Here is a 19485-nt window from a genome sequence, read left to right as displayed (position 1 = left end):
GGCCCGATTGCGAGGCCGAAACGGGCTGGCAGCAGCTCACTCGAGGCCATTTTGTCCACTTTTTCGAAAAGTGCTCCCGCAAAGGCGCCAGCAGCCTACTCGCTAATGCGAACGATGCGCTGCCCGTCCATGGTCATGCGCCCCTCGGCGATGGCCCGCAACACAGTGGGGTAAATCTCGTGCTCCACTTCATGGATGCGCGCCTCCAGGGCATCGACGTCATCCCCGGGCAGCACGGACACGGCCCGCTGGGCCACGATGGGCCCCTTGTCGTAGTCCTCGTTGGCCAGGTGCACCGTCACACCGGTCACCTTCACGCCGGCATCCCACGCATCCTGAATGGCGTGCGCACCCTTGAAGGAGGGCAGCAGAGCCGGGTGCAGGTTCAACACCCGATCGGGGAAGGCGTCCAGCACCACGGGAGTGAGCTTGCGCATGTAACCGGCCATGACCAGGTACTCGGCACCGGCCTCGGCCATGATGGCGGCAATGCGGGCGTCGGCAGCCTCGCGGTCCTCGTACACGGTGCGGTCGAACACCGTCACGGGAATGCCCGCGGTTCGGGCGCGCTCGATGCCGTAGGCATCGGGGCGCGAGGAAAGCACGTGCACGATCTCCACGGGCAGCCCCTCCTGGGCAACGGCGTCGATAATGGCCTGCAAGTTGGTACCGCTGCCACTGAGCAGCACGCCGATCTTCAGCTTGTCAGTCACTTCTGTCCCTTCTTCTGGCTTGAACGCACGGGCCTACGCGAACAGACCGCCAACGTTGGCGTACCGCACCTCGCCGGAACCGGCAACGATACGGCCGACGCGGAAGGTCTGCTCGCCGGCCTCGACCAGGGCGGCCTCCACAGCCTCGGCCTTATCGGGGTCCACGATGAGTACGAGGCCCAGACCCATGTTGAAGGTCTTCAGGGCCTCGGCCTCAGACAGGTTCGCCGCCTCGCAGGCGAAGCGCACCACAGGCGGAAGAGGCCACGTGCCCAGGTCAACCTCGGCGTCCACCGTGGCGGGCAGGGCGCGGTTCAGATTCTCGGTAATGCCGCCGCCGGTGATGTGGGCGAGCGCACGGATGCCACCGGGCACCGCGTCCATGACGGCGCGCACCGGCTTCACGTAGATGCGCGTAGGGGTGAGCAGGGCCTCCAGGATGCTCTGGCCGGCCAAGTCCTCGCGGGCCTCGCGCAGCGCCTCTTCGCTGCGGCCCTCCACGCACACCTTGCGGGCCAGAGAATAGCCGTTGGAGTGCAGGCCCGAGGAGGCCAGGCCGATGAGCACGTCGCCCTCGCGCACGCTCTCGGGATCGAGCATGCGCGGGCGATCCACCACGCCCACGCAGAAGCCGGACAGGTCGTAATCGTCGGGATCCATCACGCCGGGGTGCTCGGCCATCTCGCCGCCGATGAGCGCGCAGCCGGCCTGGCGACAGCCCTCGCCGATACCGCCGACGATCTTGGCCATGGCCTCGGAGTCCAGCTTGCCCACGGCCACGTAATCGAGGAAGAACAGCGGCTCGGCACCTGTGGCCAGGATGTCGTTCACGCACATGGCCACCAAATCGATGCCCACCGTGTCATGCACGCCCAAGCGCTGGGCCACCTTCAGCTTCGTGCCCACGCCGTCGGTGCCGGACACCAGCAGCGGATCGTCCATGGCCTTGGCCGCGGCGATGGAGAACAGGCCGCCGAACCCGCCGATGTCGCCCACCACTTCGGGACGGTAAGTGGAATGCACCGTGTCCTTGATGGCGTCCACAGCCCGGGCACCCTCGACGATATCGACGCCGGCCTCGGCATAGGTCACGCTGTTCTGGTTTTCCATGGGGTTCCTTTCCAAGAATGATCCGCTGGCTCATAGTATAGGGAATGCGGCGGGCCGCCCGCGGACGAAGCCACGGGCGGGACATTAGTCGTTGATACGGTCTTGGGTGGTATCCTGAACGGCATTGATGTCGTCGCCGGCCACCTCGCTGTTGCCGTGATAGTCGCCAGTGCCCACGTACTCGATAGGCACGAACTCGGCCGGCACGGCAAAGGTGATGTAGCGCCACGTGTTGTCATCGCCGTCGCAGGTGCAGAAGCCGAACAGCTTCATGGCCGCCAGGGCATCGGCATCGGTGTTCGGATCGGGCGTGACCACCGACTCGTCCACCAGCCACTGCTTGAAATCGTTGAACTCCTGGTCGGTGGGGTAATTCGGCGTGGCGATGGACCCGTGGGTCATGGGCACGTGTTCCACGGCGAAGGTTTCCAGACGGTAGTTGCCCGCCGGCGTCAGCAGATAGATGGTGCGGTGCTGGTTGAAGATGGCGCTGTCGTAGAAGTCGCCGAAGGTACCGAACATCGATCCGTTGCGCAGATGGTGACCGTAGATGATGTTCACCTGATCGGAGAAGTCGCCGGCATTCTCGCCGGATAACATGATGCAGCCGTACTCGGCACCGTACTTCAGGCCCTCGAAGTCGCTGAAGTTGTGCTTCAAGTAGTACTTGCTGTCACCGGGCTTGTGAGCCACCGGGTAGTTCACCATGGTATCGGGCACATAGACCCAGGCCACCACTTCGGGGTTGATGGCGCGCAGGGCGTCCCAATCCACCACCATGTCGGCCAAGGTGTTCGACTGCTCGTTGGGGAAGGCGCGCGAAGCGATCTCGTCGTATTGGTTCTGGCCTTCCCAGTAGGTGTAGGCGATATAGCCCAGCACGCCCACCGACCCGATGAACACCAGCAGGGCCAGCCAGAACACGATGCGCCACAGGCAGCCGCCTTTTTTCTTCTTTTTCTTCTTCTCCTCGGTTGGGATGTCGTCGGTGGGAATTACCTGGTCGGACATCGAACCCCCTTGCTCAAAACAAAAAGGCCCCCGAAGGGGCCCGGGTGCTATTTCTTCATCTCGTCCATGAAGCCCTTGGCGATGAACACCACAATGACCAGGACCACGATGGCGACGATCGCCCAGATTGCCTCGATGGGCACTTGCATACCGAACAGTTCCATAAGGGACTCCTTCTATAGCAGAGGCGCAGAAATGTCACACCCCATATCCTGTCTCATGATGGGATCATAGTACCCCGAACCCCCTGTTTGCGCAAGCAGCACCCCCACCCCCGCCGCACACTCGCGGTAGACGGAACCCCGCCCTTGCGCGGAAGGCAAGGCGACGGCGAAACACGGCGCGGGAAGGGGCGTCTCGAAGGAGCGACGACACAACGTCGGCGCAACCGCGCCGCGGCGACTCGCTATTGGAAGTGGTCTTCGCCGAGGCGTTCCTCCAGGGCGTCCACGATGATGCGCAGGGCTTTGATGCGAGCGTAGCGCTTGTCGTCGGATTCCAGCACGATCCAGGGGGCGAAGGTGGTGGAAGTCAGGCGGAACATGTCGTTGATGGCGGCCTTGTACTGGGGATACTTCTCGCGATTGCGCCAGTCGTCCTCGGTGATCTTCCACTGCTTGGCCGGGTCGGTCTCGCGATCCTGAAAGCGGCGCAGCTGCTCTTCGGGGCTCACGTCCACCCAGAACTTCAGCAGTATGGCACCCCAATCCACCAGGTCGTGCTCGAACTCGTTGATCTCGTCGTAGGCGCGGCCCCACTCCTCGGGGGTGGCGAAGCCCTCGACGCGCTCCACGAGCACGCGGCCATACCAGCTGCGATCGTACATGCCCACGTGCCCCGCCTTGGGCAGACGCGTCCAGTAGCGCCACAGGAAGGGATGGGCCAGCTCGGGCTTGGTAGGCGCCGGCGACGGGTAGATGTTGTAGGCGCGGGCGTCCAGGGCCTGAGCCACGCGCTTGATGTTTCCGCCCTTGCCGGCGGCATCCCAGCCCTCGTACATCAAAATGAGGGGCACGCGCTTCTGGAACATGATGTTCTCTAAGCGGAATAGGCGCGCCTGCAGGGCCCGCAGCATTTTCTTATAGCGCACAGGATCCAGAGCCAGGCTGTGGTCGATCATGTCCACCTGGGGATAGTCCTCCACGATGGCGAAGCGCGACGAGCGCGGCGCCAGATCGTGGGCTGCCGCGGCCTGGGCGCGGGCGCGGGCCAGGGCAGCGCCCGCCAGCATGCCGCGACCGGGGCGCACTTCCACGGCGGCGGCATCGCCCATCATGGTGCTGGCGGCAGCATCGACCGAGGCCTCGAACTCGGCCTGACGCGCCGAGAAGGCGCTGCGCAGGGCATCGTTGGCCTCTTTTTGGCTGAGTCCGCGCTCCAAAGCCTCCACCAGCGTCTCGGCGATGGTGATGTTCGAGCGACGGCGGTCCTCGCCGTTCAGCAGCACCCACGGGGCAAAGGGATAGTCGCTGCGCTCGAGCAGACGGTCGTACAGCTCGTAGGCCGCCTCGTAGCCATGGTGGCTGTGCAGCTTCTTGTCGGTGACGCGCCAGCGGGTCACCGGATCGTCGTGCAATCGCCGCAGGCGATCGATCTGGGCCTCCTTGGTCATATGCACAAAGAACTTCACGACGATGTAGCCGTCGGCCACCAGCTGCCGTTCGAAATCGTGAACGGAATCCAGGTAGTGGCGCTCTTCATCTTTGGGCAGCAGCAGCTTGGCCGGCGCGTTGTGCAGCATATGCTGGGTAACCGCCGAGTACCAACCGCGATCGTAGAAGGTGATGGAATTGCGCTCGCCGAGGGCCTTCCAGAAATCCTGCATGATGGGGTAATAGCCCGTCACGCCCATTTCGCGACCGGCGAACTCGCGCTCGGACTCGGGGTCCAGATCGAGCCCCACGTAAACGCCCGTGGAGCGCGCGTCCAGGTTGTACATGAGGTCGGAGATACGGCTGCCTTTGCCGGCGCCGTTCCAGCCCTCGAACAGCACCACAAGCCCCACGCCCTCGTTATGCGCCCGCTGCTGCAGCACCACGAGCTTCGCCAACAGGGCATCCCACCGCTCCTTGTAGGCGGCCTTCTTCATTTTCTTTTGAGAGAAATCGACTTTCTCCAACATACGACCGCCTCTTTTCCCTGGTAGCCCGTGATTTTCCCATTCTACCATGGTCGGGAGTCCAGCAGACTCGCATTGGGGCGCCACAAAACGCTCCTATGTTTCACCCAGCTGCTGCGCCAGGTCAATCAGCTCCTGCTTATTGTGAACCCCCAGCTTGGCGTATATATGGCGCACGTGAGTATCTACCGTGCTGATAGACACGTACAGCGTGTCTCGAATATAGGGGCGACTGCGTCCCTGCAAAAGCATACCGAGTATTTCGCACTCCCGATTCGTCAGACCATAACGTTCAGTAATATCTTGAGCCGCCTCGGCGGTACCTGCCGTGGCAGCTATCTCGTCGTTTGCGGAAAGACTCGTTTTCTCATAAGAATTCAAGGAATGAGATCGGCCGAGTCGTGTTTCGACGTCAAGCAGCAAAAGAGAGCTCGCCCCGACGAGAACGGCGAGCACGACCAAGGTAAGGTGCAGCGAATCGATGGCAACCGTCATGGTTACCACCATGTATATGCTCGGCCCCAAAAACGCTCCCGCCATGATGGCGGCAAACCCCCAGCCCACATACAGAAGCTCGTCACCCTGGTTTTTACGGGCAAAGGAAATCACCTGCATGCGCAAAATCATTTCAAAAGCCGCATGGGCGACGGACAGCATCAGGCAAGCTGCCACCAACAGCTCCGGAATCTCCGAGCCGTTGAACAGCAGGCCGCAAGCCATCACCGGCAAGACCCAGCGAGCCGCCGCCACAAAGCCGACGCTCGGCGAGTACTTAACGAACAGCCATATAGCCAACCCCGAAATCATAAAGCCCAGACCGAAGAGAAGCGCCTTGGAAACCATAAGTTCCTGATGCCTGAGCGAGAACATGCACCATACAAAACTGACGATCGTGATAGAAAACGCAACGCTCAAAACCAGCGGCGTGAGAGTGACCCGCGCCGCCTCTTCGCATTCGCCGCGAACCTCCCCATCGCCCTTTCGAATCAGGGAGTCGTTCGGCAAAACAACGCCGTCCATCAGAGCGGAAGCGGCAACAGCCACCGGGATGGCAGCAAGAACTCCGTCCAGAATCGCTTTCGGCGAGCCGAGCGCCACCATGACAATCAGGCCCACCAGAACAAGGATCAGCACGAAATCCCGTTCGATACGCTCAGCGTCGCCACGGCACAAGGCCAGTCCCCAGAAAACCAGAAAAAACGATGTTCCCGTGCCGTTGACAAATGTGAGTATCACAAGAAGAGGCGCGGGGGCCGATGCAGAGACGCCCATGTTCCCCAGCCATCCGGCAAGCCAGAGCACTGCAGCTCCCAAAATCGACCACATGAGCATCTTGCGGTCAAACAAGCGAGGGGCGAGGATGCAGACGATGCAGGGTATAAGCCCCACGGCGCTCAAGCGGATAAGTATCTGAGCACCCGCCGAGACGCCTTCCCAGAAAGTTCCATTTGCACTAATAGGAGGCGCTGCGCAAAAGGCCCATGCCAGGGTCAGGGCCATGCCCAAAACGCGCAATGCGCTGTTGCGATAATCTCTCATTCCGCGCCGACCCTCTTTCTCGTTCACACCGCAGATTGTACTTCACTCTCGGCCCGCATTGCTTGTCATAGGCCACCCAGAATGCCCCTCGCCAGTCAAATCACTGGAAACCAGTGACACGAAAAACCGTTTCCGTGCGATTCCATGGATGCAGTGGTCGCTGAAATCGCGCAAGCTTTTCCACGCACTGTCATTCCGCTTGCCTCTCCGAAAAGAGGCAGCGGCTCACTGGGGCGCCGCATCCCGCGTGCGCCAGAAGGAGGAACGAATGGGAATCGAGAACGCATCTTTGGAGCGCCGCAGCTTCCTTAAAGGCATCGCCGCCCTCGGCGCAGCCGCAGGCGCGACCGCCTTGGCAGGCTGCTCCTCGCAATCCGAAAGCTCATCGGGCTCGCTTTCTCAAACCGGAAGCAACGGCAACGGCGCGGCTGCCCATTCTTGGGAGACCGCACCCGAGCCCATCGACGAGGCCAGCGTCACGGAAACCATCGACGCCGATGTGGTGATCATCGGAGCCGGCATGGCGGGCATGGCTGCCTTTATGCATGCCGCAGAGCAGGGCGCGCGTACTGTTATCATCGAAAAGCGCGACTCCTTCAGCGCCCGCGGTCTCGATTTTGCGGCCATCGGAACGAAGGTGCAAAAAGCCGCCGGGGTCGAGATCGACAAGGGCCAGCTCATTAACGATCTCGTGAAAGCATCGGGGTACAAGGCCGACGGCTCTCTCATAAAGCTCTGGGCTGATCACTCTGGCGAGGTATTCGATCGCTTGATCGACATGATCGTCGCCGATGGCGGCGAGGTTGCCCTTGGCGCTGGTTCCTCCGCGTCCGCCAACGCAGAGGACTTCACCACACGAACCTACCCCACCGATCATACCTTTGGCGAGGGCATGACGGGGCCGGGCGACATCATCGGCCACATGGAAAAAGTCGGTCTCGAAGCCGGCGGTCAGGTGATGTACAACACGAAGGCCGAGCAGCTTCAGAAGGATGGCGATCGCGTAAGCGCCGTGTTCGCCACTGACGCCGACGGCAACATCGTGAAGATCGTCGCCTCAAAAGGCGTGATTCTGGCCACTGGCGACTACGGGAACAATGCCGAGATGGTGGAGGCGTGGTGCCCCCTGGCCGCCGGCGCCGAAGGAAACGTGTATCCGGCGCCCGAAGCGAACACCGGCGACGGCATCAACATGGCACTGTGGGTGGGAGGCGCCATTCAACCCGGCGCTCACGCCGCCATGATCCACCCGATCTTCGGCGGAGGCGCCATGAGCACCGCCTCTTATCTGAAGGTAAACGAGAGCGGTATGCGTTTCTGCAACGAGAACACCACGTTACCGGGCATTTCCAATATGTACCTCACCAACAAGGACCACAAGGTGTGGAGCATTTTCGACGACGACTTCGAGACCCAGATGCCAGCCATGTCCGCCCTGAGCAACTACAACAACAATACCGCCGGCCCGCTGACGGCCATGTTCGGCACCGGCGATGCCGACCCGGCAAATCCCCCGAGTCCTGCCGAGGTGGTTTCGTACTGCCTTGAGAACGGCAGCACCGTTAAGGCCGACTCCCTGCCGGAGCTGGCCGCTGTCATGGGCGTTCCCAGCGACGCCCTTGAGGCCACGGTGACCCGTTACAACGAGCTTGTGGCTGCCGGTGTCGACGAGGATTTTGGCAAAAACGCCGACGACCTGAAGCCCATCATCAAAGCACCTTTCTACGCCTCGGCGCTCACCGCCAAGGTGCTGGTAATCGCTTCGGGGTTGAGTGTGAACAGCCAGATGCAGGTGCTGTCCACCGAGGACGAACCACTCGAAGGCCTGTACGCCGTGGGCAATGTGATGGGAAACTTCTTCGCCAACGACTACCCCATCTGCGCTCCCGGCCTCAGCCATGGACGCTGCCTTACGCTTGGAGCGTTGCTCGGCCGCGCCGTTGCGACGGGCCAAGCACTGGGAGCCTAGGATCACCCTCCCCTTGGGTGCCAGCTCTGCCGATTCCCGTCGGGCAGCGAAGCAGGCCGTCGAGAGGAGGCGGAGCTGACACCACCAGCATTAGACGTTCAAGGCCCGATGGCCGGCTGCCGAAGCAGCCGGCCATCGGGCCTTTCAACATGTTAGCCGAAGAGCTTCTTGAGCAGGCGCGTGAGGAAGTTGCCCTTCTTGGCGTCGATCACCTCGGCGGGGACGATCTCGCAGGTGGGGGCAGCTGCAGACTCGGCAATGGGCGCCGACGTGGCCACCGAAGCGCGCGGCGCGGGCTCGGCGGAGGGAGCCGATGCTGCGGAGGCTGGAGCGGAAGCCGTTGAAGTCGCCGGCGCCGAGGCGGAAGCGGCTTGCGGAGCTGCCGGCGCCGGTACGGAGGCCGGGGCGGCCGGGGCGAACGCGGGCTGCGAGGCCGATGCGGAAGTCGCCGGTGCCGGGGCGGTCGGGCCAGACGCGGGGGCAACGGCCTTCGCGGGCGCCGCAGGCTTGGCGGCCGGGGTGGCCTTGACCGCCGTAGCAGGTGCCGTTGATTGGGCGGTCGGCGTCGCGGTCTTGGCGGCCTCAGCCTTCGCCACGGCGGCAGGTGCCGCTGCCGGAGCGGGCGCGGGCGCGGGAGCCGCAGCGGGCTTGGCCTTGGGGGCGGCCTTCTTCTTGGGCGCGGCGGGAGCCCCCTGCTGCACGGAGGCCGCGGCCCCCGAAGCGGCTTGCAGGGCCGACACCGCTTCCCCCTCTTCGATGCCCTTGGGAGCCGCAGGTGTCGCGGACTCGGCCGCGGGCGCGGCGGCCGCAGCCGGCACGGCAGCCTTCTTCGGCTCAGCGGGCACCGCCGGCGCGGCCGGCTCCTCCCCCGCCTCCCGCGCCGTGGTCGCCGGGCGCGCCGCCTGGGCCTCCAGGGTCTCGGTCATCAGCAGCTCCATGGCCAGCTCGGGATGGGTCACCGCTTGCAGCACGCTTTCCGCCGTGGCCGCCGCCGCTGCGGTCATGGCCGCGGCGGCATCGCGCATGGCCTTCACCTCAGCCTCCACGGCGGCCCACATCTCCGGATCCACCTCGACCATGTCGCCGGCCCCGGCGCGCTCGGCCTGGGTGGCCAGGGCAGCGGCCTTCACCGCCCGGGCCAGATGCCGGTCCACGCGCTCCTCTTCCGTCAGCGATGCCACGAACTCGGACTCTTCCTCGGTCTCCACGACCGCCGGCTCAGGCGTCGTCGCGGCCACCTTCCCCAGGGGGAACACGTAACGCGCGCCCTCGCCGTTCACGGTTTCCTCGCTGGCGGCCAGCTCGGCGGCGGCCAGGTGCATGCGCTGGGCCTCGGCGATGAGGTACTTCTGGGAATCGAACAGCTCCACATCGCCATCCTCGTCGCGCTTCGCGAAATAACCGAGGGGCGTGTAGGAGCCGTCGGCCAGAAGCTCGCGCAGCTTCGCCGTGTCCGACCAGCTGATGTCCAGGTAGCCCAGCACCTGCTCGCGCAGGGTGTCATCCAGGATGGGCCAGGCGATCTCGATGCGCTTGTCCATGTTGCGCGTCATGAGGTCGGCGCTGGACAGGTAGATGGTGCAGCTCTCGCGCGGGCCGAAGCCGTAGATGCGGCTGTGCTCCAGCAGCTGCCCCACGATGGACACCTCGTGCACGTGGTCGGTGTAGCCGGGCACGCCGGGCAGGATGCAGGAGATGCCGCGCACGAACAGGTGCGTTTCCACACCGGCCTGGGACGCCTCCACCAGCTTGTCGATCACTTCCTTGTCGGTGATGGAGTTCGTCTTGAAGAACAGCCCCGCCGGCTCGCCGGCCTTCGCCCGGGCGATCTGCTCGTCGATGCCGCGCAGGATGTTCTGCTTGATCATCAGCGGCGCCACCCACAGCGTGTCGTAGTTGTCCGAGGTGTTCTCCAGAGCCATGTTGCGGAAGAAGTCGGCCGCGTCGGCGCCGATGCGCGGATCGGTGGTGATGAACGAGAAGTCGGTGTAGAGCTTCGCCGTCTTCTCGTTGTAGTTGCCGGTGCCCAGCTGGGTGATGTGCTGCAGGCCGTCGGCGGTCTGGCGCGTGATGGTGCAGATCTTCGAATGCACCTTGAAGTTGCGGAAGCCGTAGATGACATGGCAGCCGGCCGCCTCGAAGCGCTGGGACCACTCGATGTTGTTGGACTCGTCGAAGCGGGCGCGCAGCTCGAACAGGGCCGTGACGTCCTTGCCGTTCTCGGCGGCGGCGATGAGGGCCTCGGCCAGGTGCGACTGACTGGCCAGGCGGTACAGGGTGATCTTGATGGAGATGACCGACGGATCGATCGCCGCCTCGCGCAGCAGCTGCACGAAGGCGTCCATGGACTGGTAGGGGTAGGACAGCAGCACTTCGCGCTCGCTCACCTGTTGGATGAGGGAGCGATTGCGGTCGAGGCACGCGGGCCATTGGGGCGCGAACGGCGCCTGGGTCAGCTCGGCGCGCTTCTTCGCGGGAAGGCGGCCGGCCAGACCCCAGGTGTAGCCCATGTTCAGGGGCACGCGGGTCACGTACAGCTGGTGCTCGGCCAGTTCCAGCTTGTCCAGCAGCAGGCCCTTCACCGTGCGCGACAGCGGCCGCTCGCTTTCCAGGCGCACCGGGGCCAGGCGGCTGCGGCGCTTCAGGATGCGCTTCATGTGCTCGCGGTAGTCCTCGCCCTGCTCCTCGGCGCCCTCGGTGGCGTCCAGGTCGGCGTTGCGCGTGACGCAGATGATGTTGGTGTGCTTCACCGTGTACATGGAGAAGATCTCGGGCACCCACATCTCGATGGCGTGCTCCACCAGCATGTAGGACAGACCCTCGCCGGGCAGCGCGATGACGCGGTCGGTCTGGCGCGGCAGGGGGATGATGCCCAGGGTGACGCCCTCGGCGCCGAGGTTCTTCGACTGCTTGCGCTCGGCTTTGTCGGCTTTGTCGGCTTTCTCCGTCTTGTCAGCCTTCTCGGCTTTGGCGCGGGCCTTCTCCTCCTTGGTCTTCTTCACCTTCGGCGGGGCCTGCTCGTCCAGGCGCACAATAATGTAGAGGCCGCCGTTCTCCAGGTGCGGGAAGGGATGGCGCGCGTTCACGATCTGCGGCGACAGGAAGGGCAGCACGTTGTCGCGCATGTAGTCGTCCAAAAAGACCAGCTGCTCGTCGGTGAGCTTGTCCTTGCGCACCTGGTGAATGCCCTCCTTGGCGAGCAGCCCCGTGAGGTTCTCGAAGGTTTCCTCGTAGTAGGGGTACAGCTCGTGGCAGCGCGCGTAGATGGCATCCAGCTGCTGGGCCGGCGTCATGCCCGACTTCGGATCGATGATGGACTTCTTCAGCAGCGAGAGGTCGGTCAGACTGCCGACGCGCACCATGAAGAACTCCTGGAGGTTGCTCCAGAAAATGGAGATGAAGTTCAACCGTTCGAGCAGGGGCACCGTGGGATCGGCGCCTTGATCAAGCACGCGCTTGTTGAAATCAAGCCAGGACAGCTCGCGATTCTGCATGTACGGGGGCTTCTGAAGAGCGCTCGTGCTCGCCGCGTCCTTGGATGCTTGCTGGTTCATGAGATACCGCCTCCCGAGGTATGTGATCAAAATCGGCACGCCCCCTGGATGCACCTGGGCGCTCCTGCGGCCGATCTCTTGATTTTATCACGACCAAGGGATATTACCCGCAGCTGTGGCCAGTTCGTTACGGGACGGCAACAGCCCAGGTAAAAAACAAAATCCCACCGCCTCGGGGAGGGAATCGAGGCGGTGGGAGGCGGGAAGGCGAAAAGAGGGGCACCTGCGAAAGGTCGGTCGGCTTCGGCCGACAACGCGGCGCGGTGCCCGTCGGAAGTGCCTAAGCGGCGTAGTCCTCGGCCAAGGTGGTGCTCACCAGCATGCCGGAGCCGGCGGCGGGCACAATATCCTCGGTGCCGGCGGTGCAGCCGCAGGCATACAGGTTGGGAATGGGGTTGCCGCCCTCGTCGAGCACCTCCATGCGATCGCTCACGGCCAGACCGCCGCAGCTCTTGTAGCGCACGGGGTAGTTGCGCAGGAAGTAGTAGGGCGGCTGCAGCTTCTGGAGGAACAGGGTCTTGCCGAAGTCGGGATCCTCCTGGTTGTCGCAGATAGCATCCCAGTTCGCCAGGGCCGCCTGCACCGTTTCCAGGGCCAGGCCCATCTTCTCGGCCAGCTCCTCCACGGTGTTCGCCGTTTGGATGGCGTTGCCGGCATGGGCGATCACTTCCTGGTCGATGCCGTTTTGGGCCACACCGTCCCAGATGCTGTACCACTCGTTGTAGCCGGCGGCCAGGGCACCAGTGGCGGCATCGTGCACGGCCGTCTCGCAGTAGAAGCGCTTGCCGTTGGGCAAAAGTCCAATGAGCGGATAGAACGTGCCCAGCATGTGGCCGGCCTCGTAGCGCGGGTTCAGGTTGCTGGAAGCGGTCATGCCCGCCAAGGTGCCGCCTGCGGCCACGCCGGCGGCGATGCCGTCGCCCTTGCGGCCCGACACGATGTTGCCGAGGAAGGCCCACTCGGGCGCGTACTTCACCATCCACTCCTGGTTGGACACATAGCCGCCGGTGGCCAGCACCACGGCCTGGGCCTTGATGTCCAGAAGCGAGCCGTCCTTCTGGACGAAGCGGGCGCCGGCGATGGCACCGCTCTCGTCGGTGATCAGCGTCTTGAAGGTGGTCTCGAACAGGTAGTTCGCCCCGGCCTCGGTCACCTTCTCGTTGATCAGCTCGAACTCGCTCTTCATGGTGCACAGGCCGTCCTTCGGGAAGAAGGCCTGGTGGTAGGGGCTCTCGCGCAGCTCCTGGAACTGGTAGCCCCAGTCGTAGTGCATGCGATCAATGTAGCGGCCGCCCCAGTCCTGCAGCAGCACGGTGCGATCCAGTCCCTCGGGGTTGTCCTCGTAGTAGGGCGCGAACTTCTCGCGCACCTCCTCGGGGCTCATATACTTGTCGGGACGCTCCTCCTCGGTCAGCTTGGCCGTGGAGCACATCTGGCAGGCGGCCGAGTAGATGGCGTCGCCACCGTAGGTGGCGTTCTGGTCCACGATGAGGACGTTCTTGCCCGCCGCGGCCGGGTCGATGGCGGCGAACATGCCGGAAATGCCGGCGCCCACCACGAGGATGCCCACCTCCTGGCCGAAGTTCACGCTGGCATCCCCGATGGCCGTGGCCGCAGGCGCTGCAGCACCGGTGTCGGACAGCTTGCCGCTTTCGTTGGCGCAGCCCACCATGCCGGCGGCGATGGCGGTCAGGGCACCGGCGGTGCCCAGGGCGCAGAACTGACGACGATTCATGCTCATGGTTCTCTCCTTCTGTTTGTTGCCGGCGGCCTCCAGCACCCGAGCCTCGTCACCGTGGCCCGTCGCAGCCGCCGCCTCCCTGAAAAGCCTTTGCGGGCGGTGACGCGTTTACTTGGCCTGGGCCAGCGCCGCTTCCACGGCCTCGCGCACGCCGCCCGAGGTCATGGTGGCACCGGTCACACCGTCGATCTCGGCGGACTGGGCCTCTTCAATCTGCATCTTGAAGGTGCCGTCGGCCACGGCCTCCTTGCCGCCGACGCCGGGGGTCTCGCCGGCCTCGGTGATCTCGTCCACGGCAATGGTGCCGCCGCTCACGGTGAGCGTCACCGTGATGGGGCCGCCCATGCCCTGGCCCTCGCCGGTGTAGGTGCCGTCCTTGTAGTCGGCCTTGGGGGCCGCGGCACCCTCCTTCGCCGGAGCGTTCGCATCCTGGGCGGCTTCCACATTGCCCTCGGGCTGCGCGGGCTCGTTGGAAGCGGCCGGGGAGCATCCCGCCAGCAGGGGGCTCGCCGAAAGTGCGAGGCAGCAGGACAGCGCTACCGCAGGTCGTCTCATAGCTATCATCCTCTCTCGTAGGGCGGGCGACTTCCCGCCGGGACCGTCCGTATTGAAGCCCCAGCGGGAAACTAACGTCAATCAGCCCCGTGAGGTAGCGCGAAAAATAGTGTGGTAGCCATGAGGTAGCAGTGAGGTATTCTTACAGAAGACAGCTCTGAACTGGTAATTTTCAAAATCGTCTTCCCGCTTTGAAGACGGTGTCTTTGGTAAACTAATGCCGCGTTATTTGACAGAGGGCCGATCGCAATCGCCGATACCTCGGATACCTCACGGCCCTGCGACCCTCGTCATCGACATTTCAGGGGAGGATTTCATGAGCAGGATGTCTTCGGCGCGCGCCAGCGGCCCCATCGAGGGCATGTCCACGTCCGCCTTCGCCGTGCTGGCCTGCGGGCTCGGCTTCTATATGGGATGGCAGACCGTGGGCATCTCGCCGACGCTGTTCCCCGCGCCCAAACCGGTAAGCGCCGGGTTGGTCATCGCGGGCAGCCACCTAGAGACGGGGCTGTTTTTAGCCCTGCTCGCGCTGCTGGCGCTGTTCGTGCGCCGTCGCGGCGACCTGATGAGCCACCGCGGACTGGTGATCGCCGCGCCACTGCTTATTTGCGCCGCCACTCTTATTAAGTACAGCTGCGGGTGGCTCTTCGATCTGCCGGCAGGCCTGATAGCCGGCTATGCCCTGAAGGCCACGAAGGCCCTGCTTTTCCTGCTGTGGGCGGAATGCCTGTGCCGCGTGCGCTTCCGCGACACCCTGCTGTGCGTCGCCCTCGCCTACGGCGTCACCTTCGCCCTCTGCCTGCTGGTGGCGGGGCTGACGCCCTTGGCGGCCCTTATCACCCATGCGGCGCTCCCCCTTGTTTCGGGAGCGCTGCTGCTCACCCTGCGCAACGACAGCGCCTTCGCCGGACTGCCCCAGAGCGAGGCGGCGGGAGCCAAGACCCTTCAGCGCCCGCCGTGGCGCCTGTTCGTCGGCGTGGGTATCCTGGGCGGCGTCGTGCTGATCGTGAACACCCTGTCCGAGACGAAGTCCCCCTCGGCCGAGCTGTACACTCTGCTGGCGGGACTCGCCGTGTCGTTCATCACCGCCGCCATCGCCGTGCGGCGCGTCGAGCGGCTGAACTTCACCATTTTGTACCGCTGGCTCACGCCGCTGTTCGTGGGCAGCGTGATCCTCGTGCTGGTGCTGGAGAGCGGCAACCAGCAGTACGAGGCGTTCGCCATCGGCGTCAGCTGGTCGTTCTTCCGCATCTTCACCTGGACGCTGTGGTGCAGCATCGCCCTGCGCTCGCGCCTGGCGGCAGCCTGCGTGTTCGCCATCGGTCAGGCGACACTCACCGCGTGCAGCACCCTGGCCCAGCTGGTTATCGACTACGTGCTGCCCGCAGCCCAGCTCGCCTTCCCCGTGACCGTCTCGCTCGTCATCGTGATCATCGTGGTGAACGCCGCCTTCGTGATGAGCGAGAGCGATGTGAGCCGCTGGTTCAAGAAACGCGGCGAGTCCAAAGGCCTGGTGCGCGAATCCGAGGAGACCCTGGGGATGCGCCTGAGCCAAGCGGCCCGCGACTTCGGCCTCTCGAAGCGCGAGGAGGAGATCGCCCGCTTGGTGATGGAGGGCAAGAACAACGCGGTCATCCAAGAGCGCCTCTGCATCACCGAGAGCACCCTGCGCACTCATCTGCGCAACATCTACGCCAAAGCCGAGGTGCATAGTCGGCAAGAGCTCGCCGACACCCTCGCCACCTATGGGGAGGACGAGTAGCGGAAGACATCCTACAGAGAAAGCTCCTTGAAAAGCGCGCCACGGAAAGCGGCGTCAACCGAGGCCCGCTTCAAATCGTCGAGCCGGCCCGCCTCAAGAAGCCGATCCGCCAACGCCGCAAAGCGAGCCTCGCCCTGGACGGCGCCCAGCCCCCGTCCTTCTTCCAATCCCTCCTCGCGGCCTTCAGCACGAGCCATGCGCAGTTCAATACGACGGCGCCGTGCGTCGTTCTCCTCGATGGTGCTGACTGACCACACTTTGCCCACCCACTTCCGGTCCGCATTGGCCCGCGTGACCGCACGATCAATCTCCCGCGACAGCGCGCCAGCCGTTTCGCCTGTTCCAATGTATCTTAGCAAATCGAACAGACCCCCGCCATCTACCTCGCCCCAATCATGGGCATTCAGCACCATCCAGTGAGATCCATCGCCCACCTCCATCTCCGGCATCTCACAACAGGTTCGTTCGAGGTGATAGACCGGCAGCCCCCGACGAAAGGGATCAGTGCAGCAAATGAATATGATGAAGCTCTCTGGCAACTCGTCATAGTCGGCACCCTGCGGCAACTCGTGCGCATCCAACGACGATTGGTAGTAGCGAAACCGTCGCCCCAAGCATGGCTCCGCATCGATCTGCATCTCGACATCGTACATGCGCCCACTTTCGCGCGCGTACACGTCCATGCGAATCCCGTGGCTCGTCGGATCTGGCTCCATCACCTGTTCAGCATTCAGATACTCGATATGCTCCACCTTAATACCAAGCGCCGCCTCGATCACCTTGCGACAGATCGGCTCCTCCAGCATGACTCGATTGAACATCCACCGATTTGTGAAACTCAGCCTTCGCTGCTCCATGCTATCCCTTTCGCCGCAACCAAACGATGAAAGGAGCATACAGTCGCACAACCGCATTCTCGTCGCGAGAACCACCGCCCAAGAACCGCACACCAACCGCCCGAGAGTCACTTCGTAACCGCTCAAAACCGCTCCCGAAACACCCCACGGCCGCCCAGCAGCCGCTACCCGTTCGCGTCCGCATCATCTTTCGCTCCCTACGCCCGCATCATGTGTCCCAAGTTTCAGACACCATGAGATGTTTCCCTATCCCCTGACAGGCATTTCACAAGGTGTTATACGTATTACTATCTTCGAAAGGAGGCTATGATGGAGAGCACTTTGGTAAGCGCCCGCATTCCGCAGGCTAAGAAGGAGGCAGGGGTAAGTCTGCTCGCTTCGCTAGGAGCGAGCACTTCCGACCTCATCAACAGCGCCTTCGATTATCTGCTGGCCCACCAATCGCTTCCCGCCGACCACGAATCTCGTGCTTGATACGAACATCCTCATCGACTATCTCGGTCGGCGAGAGTCCTTCTTCGTCCAGGCTGAACGCATTGTAGCCGCCGGGTTCTTCGGCAATGTAACCTTGTGGATGGCGGCGCAATCACCCAAAGACGCCTGTTATGTACTTGAGCGGTACACGAGCTCGCAGCGCATCCAGCAGGCCCTCTTGGAAACCTGCCACATCATCACGCCCGTTGCCTTGACCGCCGACGACCTCACGCGCGCCGCACGTCTGCAATGGGATGACTATAGGGACTGCCTCGTTGCCATCGCGGCCTAGAAGGCCGGGGCCGATTATCTTATCACGCGCGATGCCAAGGGCTTCGACCGCTCCATGGTGCCGGCCATCTCGCCCGCCGCATGGCTCGACCTTATGGAAGGCAAGGGTCTCGTCTATGACGCCGGCGCCTTTCCCAAGAACTGAGCGATCGCCTTCGGTCCATACCGCGCATTGGCCATCGTTCTGCCGATAGTTCCGCGGGAGGCATCAGCGAAACGATAGTCTGCAAGCGAGGAGCACAGTCGCGTCAACGGCCCCCATGGGTTCGTCAACAGAGACGGGGACTTCAACAAGGTATGGGGAAAGCCGCCAGCGACTCCCTACCCGATGCCGCCGTAGAAGATGCCGAGCACGATGACCACGGCGGTGATGCCCACGAACACGTAACGGGTCATGAAGTTGAACCACTTCCCCAAGGGCTTCGCGCGCCCGAGCTCCGCCTGCTGCTTCGCGAAGCCCGCCGGGCACACCCAGAAGAACATGACGGCCGCCAAGAACGCTCCCACGGGAATGACGTAGATGGAGATGACGTCCATCCAGTCGCTCACGGCGCTGCCGTTCTCCAGGAACAGGCCCACGGCCACCGCGAGCACCGCCACGATGCCCACCGAGGCCGCCCGCGAAAGCCCCGCTTGCACCTGGAGTGCCTCCACGGGTGCCTCGAACAGGTTCATGAGGCTCGTAATGGCGGCAAACACCACGGCCACGAACAGGATGATGGCAAAGATGCCACCAAAGGGCATCTCCTGGAACACCTGGGCCAGGGTGATGAACAAAAGCGGCGGCCCCGAAGACACATCCAATCCGAAGGCAAACACCGCCGGCACCACCACGCAGGCGGCCACCAGGCCGGCAATAGTGTCGAAGATGGCGACGTTCTTCGCCGCATCCACCACATCCACGTCCTTCTTCAGGTAGCTGCCGTACACGAGCGTGCCGCAGCCGGCCAGCGACAGGCTGAAGAAGGCCTGCCCCAGGGCGTACACCCAGGTCGTGGGGTTCAGCAGCGCCTCCCAGCGGGGCACGAGCAGATACATGTAGCCCGCCTCAGCCCCCGGCAGCGTGGCCACCCGAATGGCGATGATGATGAACAGCACGAAGAAGGTGGGCATGAGCACTCTGTTCGCCTTCTCGATGCCGCGGGAGACACCGAGGATCATGATGCCGAAGGTGATGGCCAAGCCCAGCAGGTGGAAGCTCACGTTGCCGAAGTCCGACGCCATGGCCCCGAAGAAGGCGCCCGTATCGGCTTGGGCCATGAGCTCGCCGGTCAGGGCCGAGAACAAGTAATGGCACGCCCAGCCGAGCACCACCGCATACCCGATGGCCAGGGCCAGCGACCCCAGGGTGGGAATGAGGCCGATGACCTTGCCGATGCGATTGCCGTTCTTCACGCCGCGCATCTCCATGGCGCGCCCGAAAGCGCCCATGGGACCCGTGCCCATGGCGCGACCGAAGGCCATCTCCCCGATCACGCCTGTGAAACCGAGCAGCGCCACGAAGATGAGGTACGGAATGAGGAAAGCCGCACCACCGAGCTGGGCCACGCGGTACGGGAACAGCCAGATGTTGGCCATACCCACCGCGCTGCCCACGCAGGCGAGGATGAAGCCCGTATGCGTCGCCCAGGTGTCACGCCGCCGACCGGCCGTCGCGCCCGTCTCCTCGCCGACCTCGATGGCCCGCGCCTCTTCCGCCACGATGTTGTCGCTTCTGTTCGTCACAGCGTCCTCCTTGAAAGTTCCACGCCCACCACTATAGCGAATGACGGGACGTCTGGGCGCGGCTT

General features: G+C 63.7%; 14 protein-coding genes. 4 read left to right on the top strand and 10 right to left on the bottom strand.

What is annotated here, in order from left to right:
* Window positions 1-95: 95 nt before the first annotated feature.
* The 5 genes from purN to G503_RS0101140 all read right to left on the bottom strand — a co-directional run bounded on the left by purN (window position 96) and on the right by G503_RS0101140 (window position 6492).
* Window positions 96-713 (bottom strand): phosphoribosylglycinamide formyltransferase, encoded by a 618-nt coding sequence (gene purN / locus G503_RS0101165; protein ID WP_028026136.1) that lies wholly within the window; start codon window positions 711-713, stop codon window positions 96-98.
* 33 nt (window positions 714-746) lie between these two features.
* A complete protein-coding gene (gene purM, locus G503_RS0101160; RefSeq protein WP_035021258.1) occupies window positions 747-1823 on the bottom strand; it encodes a phosphoribosylformylglycinamidine cyclo-ligase in 1077 nt (358 codons plus the stop codon).
* A gap of 84 nt (window positions 1824-1907) precedes the next feature.
* Entirely contained in the window at window positions 1908-2834 is a 927-nt protein-coding gene (locus tag G503_RS13030) for a class B sortase (protein WP_051190800.1), read from the bottom strand.
* A 406-nt stretch (window positions 2835-3240) separates the two neighbouring features.
* On the bottom strand, window positions 3241-4956 hold the full coding sequence (locus tag G503_RS15870; protein ID WP_084636193.1) for a polyphosphate--AMP phosphotransferase: 1716 nt from the start codon (window positions 4954-4956) through the stop codon (window positions 3241-3243).
* Between the two features lie 93 nt (window positions 4957-5049).
* Window positions 5050-6492 carry a helix-turn-helix transcriptional regulator gene (locus G503_RS0101140; protein WP_028026134.1) on the bottom strand — a complete coding sequence of 481 codons (1443 nt, stop codon included), beginning with the start codon at window positions 6490-6492 and terminating at the stop codon, window positions 5050-5052.
* A gap of 268 nt (window positions 6493-6760) precedes the next feature.
* On the opposite strand from G503_RS0101140, the gene G503_RS0101135 reads away from it, so the two are divergent.
* The gene (locus G503_RS0101135; RefSeq protein WP_028026133.1) at window positions 6761-8461 is read left to right on the top strand and encodes an FAD-dependent oxidoreductase; all 1701 of its coding nucleotides are present in this window, start codon (window positions 6761-6763) and stop codon (window positions 8459-8461) included.
* Window positions 8462-8613: 152 nt separating this feature from the next.
* Here the strand turns inward: G503_RS0101135 and ppk1 are convergent, their stop codons facing one another.
* From ppk1 to G503_RS15865, 3 genes are all read right to left on the bottom strand, one after another.
* On the bottom strand, window positions 8614-12015 hold the full coding sequence (gene ppk1 / locus G503_RS13020; RefSeq protein WP_202805145.1) for a polyphosphate kinase 1: 3402 nt from the start codon (window positions 12013-12015) through the stop codon (window positions 8614-8616).
* Window positions 12016-12295: 280 nt separating this feature from the next.
* The gene (locus tag G503_RS0101125; protein WP_028026132.1) at window positions 12296-13756 is read right to left on the bottom strand and encodes an FAD-binding protein; all 1461 of its coding nucleotides are present in this window, start codon (window positions 13754-13756) and stop codon (window positions 12296-12298) included.
* 108 nt (window positions 13757-13864) lie between these two features.
* Complete coding sequence (locus G503_RS15865) at window positions 13865-14311, bottom strand: FMN-binding protein (RefSeq protein ID WP_084636191.1); 447 nt, start codon at window positions 14309-14311, stop codon at window positions 13865-13867.
* A 316-nt stretch (window positions 14312-14627) separates the two neighbouring features.
* On the opposite strand from G503_RS15865, the gene G503_RS0101115 reads away from it, so the two are divergent.
* Window positions 14628-16073 carry a helix-turn-helix transcriptional regulator gene (locus G503_RS0101115; RefSeq protein WP_169628134.1) on the top strand — a complete coding sequence of 482 codons (1446 nt, stop codon included), beginning with the start codon at window positions 14628-14630 and terminating at the stop codon, window positions 16071-16073.
* Window positions 16074-16084: 11 nt separating this feature from the next.
* On the opposite strand, the gene G503_RS15390 is transcribed toward G503_RS0101115, so the two are convergent.
* Entirely contained in the window at window positions 16085-16930 is an 846-nt protein-coding gene (locus G503_RS15390; RefSeq protein ID WP_051190799.1) for an Rpn family recombination-promoting nuclease/putative transposase, read from the bottom strand.
* Window positions 16931-17236: 306 nt separating this feature from the next.
* Here G503_RS15390 and G503_RS16185 point away from each other — a divergent pair, with 306 nt between their 5' ends.
* Both G503_RS16185 and G503_RS13005 read left to right on the top strand, forming a co-directional pair.
* The gene (locus G503_RS16185; RefSeq protein ID WP_156891851.1) at window positions 17237-17404 is read left to right on the top strand and encodes a hypothetical protein; all 168 of its coding nucleotides are present in this window, start codon (window positions 17237-17239) and stop codon (window positions 17402-17404) included.
* A complete protein-coding gene (locus G503_RS13005; RefSeq protein ID WP_028026130.1) occupies window positions 17397-17696 on the top strand; it encodes a PIN domain-containing protein in 300 nt (99 codons plus the stop codon). Before G503_RS16185 ends, G503_RS13005 begins: the two co-directional genes overlap by 8 nt.
* 320 nt (window positions 17697-18016) lie before the next feature.
* Here the strand turns inward: G503_RS13005 and G503_RS0101090 are convergent, their stop codons facing one another.
* Window positions 18017-19420 carry a sodium-dependent transporter gene (locus tag G503_RS0101090; protein ID WP_235715458.1) on the bottom strand — a complete coding sequence of 468 codons (1404 nt, stop codon included), beginning with the start codon at window positions 19418-19420 and terminating at the stop codon, window positions 18017-18019.
* Window positions 19421-19485: the final 65 nt, after the last annotated feature.

Source organism: Adlercreutzia mucosicola DSM 19490, assembly GCF_000422625.1.
Classification (GTDB): Bacteria; Actinomycetota; Coriobacteriia; order Coriobacteriales; family Eggerthellaceae; genus Adlercreutzia; species Adlercreutzia mucosicola.
The sequence above is the reverse complement of the archived record's forward strand: the minus strand, read 5'-3'. Positions and strand labels throughout refer to the sequence as shown.